Genomic DNA, 12794 nt, shown 5'->3' with positions numbered 1-12794 from the left:
TCTCATCCGGATCACCTTGGGTCAGATATCTTCGTCGGCCTGGGTGAGATACCACGCCAGGCCCTCAAAACTGCCGCGTGCCGCCTCCGGCACGCTCGCATACAGCCAGCGCCGATCGCGCTCGATGAACTGGACGCTGCGCAGCGCGGCCGCCAGCACGGCATCACCGCATGCCTGGATGGACACGATGGCGGCGCCCAGCTTGATGCTCTGCAGGCACAGCAGCAGCAAGCCGTCCCGCACGTCCGCCCTGGTACCGATGCTCAGGAAGTCTTTCACGATCAGCTGATCGCCAATCAGCTCGCAAACGAAGTATGTATGTAGCGCGTCGCGATCACGGTGGCGGATCACGAACGTCCGATACTGGTGTCCCGGCTGCGCGCCGAAGCGCCACTGCAGAAATTCTCGACTACGCACGCCGATCGACCGGGAGCTCTTGTCCACCTGCTGCCACAGCTCGTCGAAGCGAGCATCGAATCCATCGTGCCATGCGCCGCGATTGCGTGAGAACACGAGCCGCAGCTTCATCGAAGCAACGTCGAGAACGTCCGAGGCCGCAGCGAGGGGACGGGCCAGCCACTGCGGCATCAGCCGGCGCAGATAAACGGCCGCGCGCAACACACGCGCGTAGCGAACGAGCGCGAGCTCGTACTGAGCACCGAGCCGCTTGAAGATCGGAATGGCCTTGGTGTGCGGGAGACCATAGAGGAAGGTCATGGTCGCAGTCGCACGCTCCCTGCCTTGCCGCTGCAGTTGCAACGCCGGGGAAGCCGAACGATGCTGCGGGTGGACCACGAAGTCGACCAGCACACCGGCAAACACCGACTCTCCACGCAGTAGCCAGCGACGGCAGCCGACCCCGAGGAACCCCAGGGGCGGGCCGCTGGCGTCCTGCCGCATGAAATTGATCTGTCCCTCGCCTTGCGGGTTGACCTGATAGAACCAGCGGTACCTGGCAACGTCGCGCTCGGCCGAGCTGCTGCCGAAACCGCAATCGCGCCACAGTTCGATCGCCTTGGCGCAATCTTCAGCCGCAACACCCGCATAAACCTGATATGCCCCGGCAGAGGCCGAGACAGCGCCGGTGTTCGTGCCGGGGATCATGGCGTGCAGGTGCCGCGCACCTTCATACCTGCAGGTGCAGCTCGATGATCTCTTCCATGAGCACGGGTGGACGGTGCAGATACTGCGTCGTGCGCCGTTTGGCTTCGATGTCGTCGTAGATGAACTGGGCCTTCTCGGTGCTGATCTGCAGCACCTCGCCCAGCTCGCTCGCCGACACATCGTGATTGCGAGCCCACAGCGCCAGATCCATCTGCTGGTACGGCAGCGCGAAGTAGAACTCGTCCTGGCCCTGCGGCAGGCTATAGGTGTCTGTCGTTGGCACCGCGGACGTGATGCGCTCGGGCAGGCCGAGATGCCGCGCAAGCGCATACACCTGTGACTTGTAGAGGTGCGCGATCGGCTTCACGTCGGCAGAGCCGTCGCCATTCTTCACAAAAAAACCCTGGTCGTACTCCAAACGATTGGGCGTGCCCACGACCGCGTAGTTGAGTCGGTCGGCGTGGAAATACTCGAGCGTCTTGCGCAGGCGTTGTTTGAAATTCGTCGCGGCGACGATCTGCAGGTAGTCCTGCAGGTTGAGGCGCTCCTCGCGCCGCTCGCCGCTGGGCCCGACGGCGATCAGCTTGAAATGGTTGAAGCGTCCTTCAGTGCCGCCCGAGATCACGATGTTCATGCGCCACCCCTCGCCGTATTCGGGGATGGCACGGCGGATCGCCTCGTCACGCCACTTGTAGCAGCCGATGCCGACTAGCGCCGGCGCGATGTCCTGCACTTCGTACCGCACGCCGAGATGCTTGGCCAGTGCCACGCCGCGCAGCGAGCTGTCTTCAGAGGAGTCGCGCTCCGGCAAAACGAGCGCGTACACACGCTCCTTGCCGACGGCACGCACCGCCAAGGCGATCGACGCCGAGCTGTCGATGCCGCCGGAAATCGCCACGACGAGGCCGCGCTTATGCAATACGTTGGCGGTCATCTCACGCAGCTTGTTCGCGATCTTGGTCGCTTCCGCTTCCAGGTCGAGGTTCAGCACCGCCCAGGACAGTCGTTGTCGGGTACTCACGTCTTACTTCCTCTGCTTGAGTTCGGCGCGTCGCAGCTTGCCCGTCATGGTGCGAGGCAGGCTGTCGACCATCTCCACGAATTTTGGAATCTTGTAGGCAGCCAGACGCTGACGGCAATGAGCCTGTACCTGCATCGGGCTCAAACTGGCCCCGGGCACCGGCACGATGAAAGCCTTGATTGCCTGGCCCAGCCTCTCATCGTCGACACCTGCCACCGCAATTTCCTGCACCTGCGGCAGTTCGGCTATCACGTCCTCGATATCCTGCGGATGCACGCGATGTGCACCGGTCTTGATCATGTCGCTGCGGCGGCCGGATAGGTAGAGATAGCCGTCCGCGTCGAGCGAACCCATGTCCCCGGTATTGAGCCAACCATCGTGCTTCACCGCGGCAGTCGCGACATCGTTACACCAGTAGCCGAGCATGACGTTCGGCCCTCGTACCCATATGCTGCCGACTCCGCCGGTATCGAGCACGGCGCCATTCTCGCCACGCACTTCGATATCGACTCCCGCAATCGCACGACCGACTGATCCCAGTTTCCGATCGAGCATGTGCGGCGGCAGATAAGTCAGCCGCGCCGTTGCTTCGGTCTGACCATACATCACGAACACTGCCGCACCCGGCAGGGCCTCGCGCAGTTTTTGCGTCAGGGCCGGCGACATCGCACCGCCTGCTTGCGTCACGTAGCGCATCGCGGCGAGATCGTGATCCGCGAGCTTCACTCGCGACAGCAACAAGGCGAACGTCGAAGGCACACCGGCGAAGCCCGTCGCACGCTCCCGCGCGATGCTAGCGACCACGATGTGTGGATAGACCAGATTCTTCTCCAGCACCAGCCGGGCACCCACCTGCACATGGGTATGCAGCACGGAACTGCCGTACGAGTAGTAGAACGGCAGTACCGTGACGATGCTGTCGTCGCCGGTAAGCCCGAGATATTGCACGATCGCTGCCGCATTGCTTGCCAGATTCGCCTGGCTGAGCACGACACCTTTGGGCTGACCGGTCGTGCCGGAGGTGTACAGGATGCAGGCCGGCGCATGCTCGTCAACGGCACGCGGCGGCGCGTGCTCGGCACTCAGCGTCAATCCGAAAGGGCTGCGCGGATTTCCCGTGCTGCGCCAGTGCCGGGCCGCTGCCACGCTCGCTCGTGCTGCAAGCGTCGCTTCGTCATTATCCGCATCGGTCAGCACAAACGATGCCTCGCAGTTTGCGAGCCAGGCCTCGAAATCACGCAGCTTGGCCGCAGCGTTCAGCAGCACGGCCACACCACCGGCCATCAGCACTGCGTAGTAGGCCGCGGCGAACTCGGCGCTGTTCTGCATAATCAGTACGACACGCTCGCCGTCCTGCAATCCCTGCGCACGCAGCTCGCGCGCGATGGTGCCCGCTTGCTGCAGCAACTGCTCATAGGTGACTGTCGCAGCACCGTCCTGGATTGCCGTGGCCTGCGGAACGCGCGCCGCCGTCTGCAGCAGATTTCCGACGAGCGTGGGGAATCCAGACACAGGCGCAACCTCTCTACCGCGCCGCCTGCTTGCGTTCGACGAAGGCGACCACGTTGTCGACCGCGTCCAGGTTGTCCGGCACCATCTCGTCGTCGGCGATCTTGATGGCGAACTTCTCCTCCAGGAACATGATCAGCTCGAGGATACCGGTCGAGTCCATCGCGCCGCTCTGCATGAGCGATTGGGCATCGGCGAGCTTCGAGGGATCCTCGGTGAACAGATAGTTCGTCAGGATGAAATGACGGACTTGTTGTTTGATCGACATGAACACGGCCCTTGCACGTTTGGTTGAGCTTCTGGTGACGGACGATGGGTGACAGCGCGGTTGTAACCAGCTGGCGTCTTGGATTCAGTTATGCGCCGCGGCGGCGCTGGCGAGGCCGGCATTGTATGCCGCGGCCGCCTCGCCGCGCTTCAGGAACAGCTCCTCTACCAGCATCGTCGAGAGAATCCCCACGAAGGCCATGTTGTCGGCGAAGCCGATGGCACGTCCGGCGCGACATTTCGCCAGCAGCCGCTGTACCGCGGAGCCGTCGAAATATCCCGCGCTGCCGAGACGTTGCGGACTGAGCAGTTCCTCGACCCAGGCGGGCGCCCGGCCGTCCTTAAAAAACGATTGAATGTCCGGTGAGCGGTAGGGCTGCTTGACGCGCCCACCCACCTCCGGCGGCAGCAGGTGCGCGAACGCCCGACGCAGGACCGCCTTCTCCTTGAGCCCGCGCAGCTTGTAACGCGCTGGCAACTGGTTGGCGAATTCGACCACTCGATGATCCAGGAATGGCACTCGTCCTTCGACCGAATTGGCCATGGCCACGCGATCACCCTGGGACGACAGCAAGTAGCCGAACAGCAGGGTCTGCGCCTCCACGAACTGGTCACGACTGAGTCCAGACCAGCGCGCGAAATCCGGCGGCAGCATTTCTGAAAGCGCCGCTTCAGGAACGCACCCCGCCATCTGTGCCTGCACATCCCGCGACAGGAATGCGTGCAATCGCCGCGTCGTGACCCAACGCTGCGAGTGACCATAGAACGGCGAATCGACGTCGCGCAGGCCCTGGCCGAAAAACGATTCCGCGGAAGCGGCGCTGCCGACCGGCGAATGACGCAGGTACGGATACAGGCGCCTCAGCAGCTGCGGACGCGAGCGCGACTCGGGCCGACGGGCCCAGAAGCGGCGGATCTGCGCCTCTTTGAACAAGTCATAGCCGCCGAACACTTCGTCCGCGCCCTCGCCGCTCAACACGACTTTGAAGCCGCAGCGCCGCACGTGCTCCGAGAGAATCATCAGCGGCACCGGCCCGGTGCGCACGATCGGCGTCTCGGTGTGCGCGATCAGCCGCGGGAAAGAGGCGGCGATATCACCGTGCGTACAGCGTACGGACGTGTGTTGCGTGCCCAAGTGCCGCACCATGATTTGCTGATGCGAGCTCTCATCGAACTCAGCGTCGTCGAACACCACCGAGAACGTGCGCAGCGGCACATCGGAGCGCGTCCGCACCAAGGCCGCAATGATCGAGGAGTCGAGCCCACCGCTCAGATAGGCGCCCACCGGCACGTCGGCCCGCAACTGCAGGCGCACAGCATCCGACATCAGCTCGCGCACCTGTTCGGCGGCCTCGTCGAACGAAAGGCGCGAGCTATCGGCGGCGGCCGGATGCGACCAGTGCCAGTAATGCACCAGTTCCTCGCGCTCGCCCTCCAGCTTCAGCATGCAACCCGGCGGCACGCTGCGAATGCCGGCGAAGACCGTGCGCTCGCCGACCGTCGACCAGAAGGTGAACACTTGGGCGAGGCCGTCTACATCCAGCCGGCGGGGCTGGCTGCTCACGGCGAGGATGGCTTTGATTTCCGATGCGAACAGGATCCGCCGGCCGTCACGCTGCACGAAAAGTGGTCGGATACCCAGGCGATCCCGCGCCAGCAGCAGTCGCCGGCGCCTCGAATCCCACAGCGCGATCACGAATTGCCCGTTCAGGTGATGGACGAAGTCATCGCCGTACTCTTCGTAGGCATGCACGATGGTTTCGGTGTCAGACTGCGTCCGGAACACGTGGCCGGCCCGTTCCAGGGCGGCCCTGATCTCGATGAAATTGAAGATCTCGCCGTTGAACACCGTCCACACGGACTGGTCTTCGTTGGCGATCGGCTGGTCGCCGGAGGACAGATCGATGATGCTCAGGCGCGCATGGGCGAGGCCGACCGGGCCTTCCTGCAGGTAGCCAAAACCGTCCGGACCGCGGTGCGCGAGCGACTCGATCATCTGGCGCAGTTGCCCACGATCGCAGGGCTGCGCATCAGGCAAGCTGAGAATTCCGGCGATTCCGCACACGAGGCAACGACGCTCCAGACGCCAAACACTCCCGCAGCCGCACCCAGGCGCCGCCGCAGGCCTATGATTCATACTAGCGCAGGCCCCGGTGTATCTGTCGTGACTGCCCTCACAGCGACCAGGATGCGAAGAAGCAGACCGCCGACTCGACTTCGAACTCGTCCGATAGAGGCACGAACGGGACCGGCCCCGAGCGGAACAGCCCGCCGATTCTCGCTCCGCCCCACGTCCCCATCCGTCCAGACCATGGCCTCGACAGCTCGAGCTGCACGCCGGCGGACTGAGCCGGCAAACGCTCACCGCGCGCCAGCGCCGCAGCAGCGAGCGCAAAGATCGTGACCTCTGCACTGGCGGGTTCCACTTGCAGGCTCACCCCCGGCTGGATATCGACAAGCTTCGGAGTACCCTGCCCGCCACAGCGCCAGCGCAGCGTCGCTACACCGTGCCAACCCACCTGCGCCAGCAGCCGCCGCGCTCCATGGGCGACGCTGATCTCGTCGCTCGAGTTCGCGGCGCCATTGGCAGCACCGTCCTGCGGCCCGCTCCAGAGGTAGTACTGCAAGCTACCGTGATCGGCCACGCAAGTCAGCTCGCGGTAGACCGTCTGCACATCGTCGTACTCGTCCTCTGCGGCGCTGGTCGGCACTCCGGCTCGTTGCGCGGCATCGCCGAGAGCATCGATGCCTCGATGCGGTGCGTACACTGCATCCGGTATCAGTAGCTTCGGTCGCAGCCCGTCCGGACCTGAGGCGATGAAGGCATGCGCCAGCGCACTACCCATCGGCAACACCACGTCGGTCTCTTGCAGGTCAGTGCGCTCGAGCAGCCAGGCGGCCAGATCGGCTCCATCGGTGATCGCGATCTCCCAGCGCAGCAGCCTCGGCGGCACGTCTGCGGTGCGTGACTTGAGCCGCACCGCCCCTTGCGCAGCGAGTGTAGGCGCTTGCGCATCGTGCGCCATCGTCCCGACGAACAATACCGAAAGCGGCTGTTTCGACGCAGTTCGCTCACACGCGGCGCAAGCGCTCGCCGCGAAGGTACGCACCGTTCGATTCGCAGCCAGTAGTGTTTCGACGCAACGCTGGCCGATGCTGGAAGGCAGCCACTCGAAACTGGAGTTGTACTGTACGAGCGTCGACGCTTTGCGCTTGTACGGCTCGTCGCCGCGGCTGAAGTCTATCCAAGCCAACCCGCTGCGCCGCGCATACGATGCGAGCGAAGCGAGCAGCAGGCTCCCCGGCGAACACTTCTCGTAAGCGGCATCGAAAGCGGGTTTGTAATAGATAATGGTGTCGCGCGAACGAAACCCCAAATGCATCGCTACGATGATGCCGTCCAGGCGCAGCAGCGAAAGCACGACGCGCCCTTTGCGGGCTGCACTAGTCACCAGTTCGCGGTAGAACTGCTGATTGCTCAGCTTAACGAACAGGCTCGGGTAAGCCGTGTTGCGCCAGCGCTGCTCATGCAGGCGAAACAATTCCGGCAGCAGCTCCAGGATCGTCACGGGCTCCAGGCAGTGCTCGACCTCGACCCGACCAAGCGCCTCCAGCCGCCGCAGCTTGCGCCTGACGTCGCGACCTTCCTCGACCTCGCGCGCGCGGGCGCCATCATCTAGGCGCAGCCTCGGGCAGACACTCGATCGGCGCCACTTGATGCCGCTCATCCCTGCCGTGCGCGCCTGCTGCAGCAGATGCAGGCCAAGCAGCGAGAACTCTGGGACTTCGTCGAACTTCGCCCGACCGCCGGCCGCGACCTTGGCAGCCAACGGTCGCAGCAGCGAGTGCAGGATCGACGGCATACCGTCGGCAACGATGAACAGCGAGTAGTCAGCATGCTCTTCGCCGACGAAACGAATCTCGCCGGCGCCGCGCCCGCCGTCCGACTCGATGCGCTCGTATAAGGGAGCCGCCCCGACCAAGCGTCCGGCGCAGCGCGCCACGACCAGGAACAAACGGTCTTGCGGCCGGGCGAAGCAACTCCACCACGAGGCCAGCCATTCGTACGACTGGAACACGGTGGCGTCCGGGCAGGCATCCACCAGCTGTTGCCACTCGTCCGGTTCCACCGACGCAACACTGTCCAGAACCGTGACCTCGATCTGCGGCGTATTGACAAAGCTCGACATACAATTGCCTAAGAAGTCCTTTGGCGGATCGTACTCATTGCACGTCCTCCCAGTCAGATGCGCAGCGCGGATCAGCCCGTGACCCGCCGCGGCCGGCTGCTCACTGTCATTACGGTCGTCATCGTGGTGGCCGCCGTCCTGTTCGTCGCCCTGCCTCAGGACCGCGCAATCTTCCGCGTGATCGAAGACAGCGGACATGCTCCCGCGTTCGCTATTCTCACTTTCGCTCTCGCGTATCACTTGCGCTCCCGTGCCAACAGCCGGGCGATCGCCGCGGCGGTCGCCCTCTGCCTCGCACTGACCACCGAAGCTGCACAACGCTTCGTGACCTACAAGGATCCTTCGCTACACGATTTGTTTTTCGACGGAGTCGGCATCCTCGCAGGCCTTTGCCTGGCCTCGAGAGTCCATGAGGCCGGCTTCGCGTCGCGCCGGTTCTTTCTGGTGGCGTTGATTGCCGTAGCGCTCACTCCGCTCGCCTGGTGTCTGGCTGCCTATGCCGACCGCGGCGGGCAGTTCCCGGTGATATTCCGTTTGAAGTCACCCTTGGACTTATACTTCGTGCAGCGCACTCCCACTATCGGCACAGCCGAGTTGCTTCACATATTCCGCGGCACACGCGCTCTGCCTCTGCCTCTCACCCGCGGCGCCGGCATCGCGCTCGATGAGCCCTATCCGGACTGGAGCGGCTGGCACATTCTCGCCGTCGATATCGAAAATGCAGCACATCGAAACGTCCGCGTTCGATTACGGGTACATGACCGAATCCACGATCAGAGTTACGAGGATCGATATAACGCCGCGCTCGAGCTGCCGGGCGCGCAACGCCGGATTTTCCGCTTCTCCGTCGAGCAGATCGCTGCGTCGCCGGCGAATCGCACCCTCGACCTGCGTAGTATCGCCGGCGTCGGACTGTTTGGCTTGGACGCCGCGCAGATTGATCAGCCGCCGCTGCTGCTGCACGGCGTGTGGCTCGAGTGAGCGAACGTCGAATCTTCTTACAACCTCACATGATCCGCTTCGCGCTGGCCGCTCTGCGTCAAACCAAAGGGCATTACCGCAACCTGTTGCTTCCCTGCGCTGCGCGCTTGCGGTATTAGGATCGTCGCATGCAAACCTCGAAAAGTGACGCGATCCGGCTGCCCGAACTCGACCTGCTGCGCTTCATCGCCGCGTTCGCGGTCACGCTGTATCACTACGTTTCCTCCTATGTGTCGGCCACGGATCTGGAACGCAGTGGCTTGGCCGGCCTGTCCGCGATGACTCGCTACGGCTACCTTGGGGTCGACCTGTTCTTCATCATCAGCGGCTTCGTGATCCTGTGGAGTTCGCTCGGTCGCGGACCCGTGCAGTTCGTCATCTCGCGCGTGAGCCGGCTCTATCCTTCGTTCTGGGTCGGCATGGCGCTGACCGCCATCTGCATTGCCCTGCTCAGCCCGCTCGCGCCCGACGTCGATACCGCGCCGCTCGACCTGCGCACGCTCGCGGCCAACGCGACCATGGTGCCCTCTATCTTCGATGCGCGGCTGATCGACGGCGTGTACTGGACGCTCGAGATCGAGATTCGTTTCTACGCGCTCATCTTCCTGCTGCTTGCCTTGCGCCAGATGAGCCGAGTCGAATGGTGGCTGTATGCGTGGCTCGCCATAGCAATCGCTGCGCGCTTGTTCCATCTGCCGTGGATCGTCGACTACTTCGTGCTCGATCCATACGGTCCGTTCTTCGCTGCCGGTTGTCTCTTCTACGTGCTGATGTCGCGGGGTTTCTCCATCGCACGACTGCTGTCACTACTGGTCGCTGCCGGCGCAAGCATGTGGGTGTCGGTGACACAGCGCTCGCAGTTCATCACGCCCGATGCTCTGTCCGCGTGGGTAGTGCCTATCCTCGTCGCGACCTTCTTCGCGGCGTTTGCGTTCATCGCCATACACCGCCGCGATTCGACAACAGGCGCATCGCCCATCGCATCCCAGCTCGGCGCTTTGACATATCCCCTGTATCTTGTACATGCCATCGTGGGCAAGCTCGTTTACGAGGCGCTGGCACCCGTCCTCGGCGTACCGGCAAGACTGACCTTGATTTGCGTGCTGGCTCTGGGTGTCGCCTACGTGATCGCAGTGACCGTCGATGTTCCCGGGCGGCGGGCGCTGCAGCGCTTGCTGCAGCAACTGGTCCACCGCATCGGCCTTGCGCAACCGACATCGAAGGCCAACTCGCCTACCTGAGTCGATCGCGCTCGACAGCGTCGCGCATGGGCCGACAGCGGAGTTCTGTGACGCAGTTCCGCTTTTGCTGTTCGCGTAAGCGAGCCTCTGTCGCGGTGCCGCGACGCGGAGCTTTGCTTTCATGCTCGCACTAGGCGGCCTTTCAGTAAGTTCCTTATCTACGTGGGATGCAGCGAAGCCCTATTCTCGCATCGCTTATGTCCGGTACGTCGCGCGCTGTTGCCGTCGGGCGACGCGTTGCGGGATCCGACCCCGGTGAATTAGCCTGCCGCGAACGATATCGGCGGGCGCCTCCAGGGTCGACGCTTGCGACCGGACACTGGATGACTGGCGTCAGGTGCTCCCTCCAACAACAGCGAGAGTGACGGAATGAGAATGAGATTGTCTAGCAGTCAATTGATCGCGCGCGCAGTGCGCACCTTGTTCGCGGCCGCTGCCGCGCTGACCATGTTCGGTGCCCACGCAGGGCAGATCGACAGCATTAGCGGCACGGTCGCCAACGGTCAGACGATCGTCATCAACGGCTCTGGCTTCGGCAGCAAGGCCAATGCCAAGCCGCTCTACTACTGGGACTTCGAGAACGGCACGGCGACCTCGCCGCTCAGCCGCAACTCGTTCGACGGCGGTGTGCGCGGCGCGTTGTCGACCGCGACTTCGCTCAAGCCGCTCAACTCGAGGGGCATTCTCACCATCGACGTCGCCGGTCAATCCGACGCGATGGGTCCGGATGGTGTGCCCTTCTCCTCGAACTCGCTGTACGTGTGGGCGAAGAAGTACTACGAGTTCAACATCGTCACCGATGCCGCCTCCAATGGCCTCAACCTGAAGTTCTTCCGCTTGTGGTACCCGTACACGCACAACGTCTACTCGAGCTATGCGGGCGGCAGCGGCGGCGCGAACAGCGGACGCGTCGTGGCCGAAATGACGGGCACGGCAACGACGTGGTTCCAGCTGCCGCACCAGTCGGACAAGTGGATCATCGACGAATGGGAGTATCGTGCCGGCAGCATCGGCGCGGTCGATGGAATCCTCAACTACACTCGCGGCGGCATCTCTGCCTTCCCGCGCGCTAACCGCATCCAGATGCGTACGTCGTCATATCCGAACTCGTACAGCGTCCTGTACTTCGACCAGATTAGCAACAACCAGCTGAGCGCCGGCAAATACCTGCATTTTGATGCCATCTACGTCGATGACACCTGGCACCGCGTGGTGATCAGCGATGAGGCGACCTGGCAGAACATCGTCTACGGCAGCGGCGGCACCGAGCGCAGCCGTGAAGTGCAGATTCCGATCACCTGGAGCGACTCGCGCATCGAGATCTCGGTGCGTCAGGGCGGCTACAGCAGCCTCACCGGCAAGTATCTGTACGTCATCGGAGCCGACGGCAACCCGGTGAACAGCAGTGGCTTCCGCATCGGTGACGCGAGTACCAATCCCCGTCCGCCGAGTTCGGTCTCTGTACAGTAACAGTCGAAAGAGGCAGTGCCCGTCAGACATCGGGCACTGCCTGCGTCCCGCGCAGCTCTCGTCTCCTTTCGCAGGTTCACGATGACTCCATTTGCCCGCCTCCCGATGCGCTGGCTCGCCGCGCTGGCTATGTTCGCCGCAGGCATCAGCCATTCCGCCCCCGAACCTGAGTCGCTGTGCTCGCGCGCCGTGACGATCTTCTGCAGCGGCTTCGAGGAAGGCAGCTTTGGCATCTGGGATGACTACGATGGCAATCCGGCGCCGTGGAACACGCTTGTGCTCGAACCCGGCCCGCTTTCCCTGAGCGACAACACCGTCGCCCGCGTCCGCGTGCCCGAGGGCCGCGGCGGCCACGACGTGGTGAAGATCCTTCCGAGCCAGCACGATCGGCTGTTCGTGCGCTGGTATCAGAAGTGGGAGAGCGGCTACGACTTCAACGCCGACAACCACGGCGGCGGCTTCCACGCCGGGCATCGTGACTACATGGGGCGCTCCGGCAATCGCCCGACCGGTTCCGACTGGTTTTCGGCGTGGATGGAGCCCGTTAAGGGCCGCCTCAATCTCTACGCGTACTATCGCGGCATGTACCAGGACTGTGCCGACCCGAACGGCTCCTGCTGGGGCGATCACTTCCCCTGCTTCCTCGATGACGGCGGCTACTGCAAGAAGCCCGAGCATCGCGAGCGCATCATGCCACCGCTGCTGCAAACCAACCGCTGGTATTGCCTCGAAGTCGAAATGAATGCCGGCACGCCGACCTCCACCGAGGCGGGCGCCAACGGCTCGCTCAACTACTGGATCGACGGCGTCGAGTACGGACCTTGGACCGGCCTATGGTTTCGCACGACATCAAATCTGAAGATCAACATCTTCAGCCTCGGCCTGTTCTTCCACAATACGCACACTTCGGCCGGACACATGTACGACAACATTGTCGTATCAACAGAGCGCATCGGCTGCTTGGACTCCCCGCGTCCCAACGCGCCCAGCAGCCTGACTGCAAACTAGGCC

The 12794-nt window shown here is 63.4% G+C and carries 10 protein-coding genes; 4 read left to right on the top strand and 6 right to left on the bottom strand.

Annotation, left to right across the window (positions count from 1 at the left end; translation table 11 throughout):
• Nucleotides 1-21: 21 nt before the first annotated feature.
• The 6 genes from V7D81_RS00295 to V7D81_RS00270 all read right to left on the bottom strand — a co-directional run bounded on the left by V7D81_RS00295 (nt 22) and on the right by V7D81_RS00270 (nt 8091).
• Nucleotides 22-1104 (bottom strand): hypothetical protein, encoded by a 1083-nt coding sequence (locus V7D81_RS00295; RefSeq protein WP_324313706.1) that lies wholly within the window; start codon nt 1102-1104, stop codon nt 22-24.
• Nucleotides 1105-1126: 22 nt separating this feature from the next.
• Nucleotides 1127-2125 (bottom strand): NAD(+) synthase, encoded by a 999-nt coding sequence (nadE, locus tag V7D81_RS00290; protein ID WP_324313705.1) that lies wholly within the window; start codon nt 2123-2125, stop codon nt 1127-1129.
• Between the two features lie 3 nt (nt 2126-2128).
• Nucleotides 2129-3637 carry a class I adenylate-forming enzyme family protein gene (locus tag V7D81_RS00285; RefSeq protein ID WP_324313704.1) on the bottom strand — a complete coding sequence of 503 codons (1509 nt, stop codon included), beginning with the start codon at nt 3635-3637 and terminating at the stop codon, nt 2129-2131.
• Nucleotides 3638-3650: 13 nt separating this feature from the next.
• On the bottom strand, nt 3651-3902 hold the full coding sequence (locus tag V7D81_RS00280; protein ID WP_324313702.1) for an acyl carrier protein: 252 nt from the start codon (nt 3900-3902) through the stop codon (nt 3651-3653).
• Between the two features lie 84 nt (nt 3903-3986).
• Entirely contained in the window at nt 3987-5966 is a 1980-nt protein-coding gene (asnB, locus tag V7D81_RS00275) for an asparagine synthase (glutamine-hydrolyzing) (RefSeq protein ID WP_324313701.1), read from the bottom strand.
• Nucleotides 5967-6075: 109 nt separating this feature from the next.
• Nucleotides 6076-8091 carry a GNAT family N-acetyltransferase gene (locus tag V7D81_RS00270; RefSeq protein WP_324313700.1) on the bottom strand — a complete coding sequence of 672 codons (2016 nt, stop codon included), beginning with the start codon at nt 8089-8091 and terminating at the stop codon, nt 6076-6078.
• A 78-nt stretch (nt 8092-8169) separates the two neighbouring features.
• Here V7D81_RS00270 and V7D81_RS00265 point away from each other — a divergent pair, with 78 nt between their 5' ends.
• From V7D81_RS00265 to V7D81_RS00250, 4 genes are all read left to right on the top strand, one after another.
• Nucleotides 8170-9072: a VanZ family protein gene (locus V7D81_RS00265; RefSeq protein WP_324313699.1), complete on the top strand. Its 903-nt coding sequence runs from the start codon at nt 8170-8172 to the stop codon at nt 9070-9072.
• Nucleotides 9073-9200: 128 nt separating this feature from the next.
• Complete coding sequence (locus tag V7D81_RS00260) at nt 9201-10313, top strand: acyltransferase family protein (RefSeq protein WP_324313698.1); 1113 nt, start codon at nt 9201-9203, stop codon at nt 10311-10313.
• Nucleotides 10314-10688: 375 nt separating this feature from the next.
• A complete protein-coding gene (locus V7D81_RS00255) occupies nt 10689-11783 on the top strand; it encodes a hypothetical protein (RefSeq protein WP_324313697.1) in 1095 nt (364 codons plus the stop codon).
• Nucleotides 11784-11864: 81 nt separating this feature from the next.
• Complete coding sequence (locus V7D81_RS00250) at nt 11865-12791, top strand: hypothetical protein (protein ID WP_324313696.1); 927 nt, start codon at nt 11865-11867, stop codon at nt 12789-12791.
• The last annotated feature ends 3 nt before the right edge of the window (nt 12792-12794 follow it).

It is taken from the genome of Povalibacter sp. (assembly GCF_036735925.1).
GTDB lineage: Bacteria > Pseudomonadota > Gammaproteobacteria > Steroidobacterales > Steroidobacteraceae > Steroidobacter.
This window is presented reverse-complemented; position numbering and strand designations above follow the sequence as displayed.

What these genes read in the sequence shown, in the direction of transcription:
- V7D81_RS00255 (WP_324313697.1), top strand. Translation starts at nt 10,689, where the DNA reads ATGAGATTGTCTAGCAGTCAATTGATCGCGCGCGCAGTGCGCACCTTG.
- V7D81_RS00250 (WP_324313696.1), top strand. Translation starts at nt 11,865, where the DNA reads ATGACTCCATTTGCCCGCCTCCCGATGCGCTGGCTCGCCGCGCTGGCT.
- V7D81_RS00260 (WP_324313698.1), top strand. Translation starts at nt 9,201, where the DNA reads ATGCAAACCTCGAAAAGTGACGCGATCCGGCTGCCCGAACTCGACCTG.
- V7D81_RS00270 (WP_324313700.1), bottom strand. Translation starts at nt 8,091, where the DNA reads ATGTCGAGCTTTGTCAATACGCCGCAGATCGAGGTCACGGTTCTGGAC.
- V7D81_RS00280 (WP_324313702.1), bottom strand. Translation starts at nt 3,902, where the DNA reads ATGTCGATCAAACAACAAGTCCGTCATTTCATCCTGACGAACTATCTG.
- V7D81_RS00295 (WP_324313706.1), bottom strand. Translation starts at nt 1,104, where the DNA reads ATGATCCCCGGCACGAACACCGGCGCTGTCTCGGCCTCTGCCGGGGCA.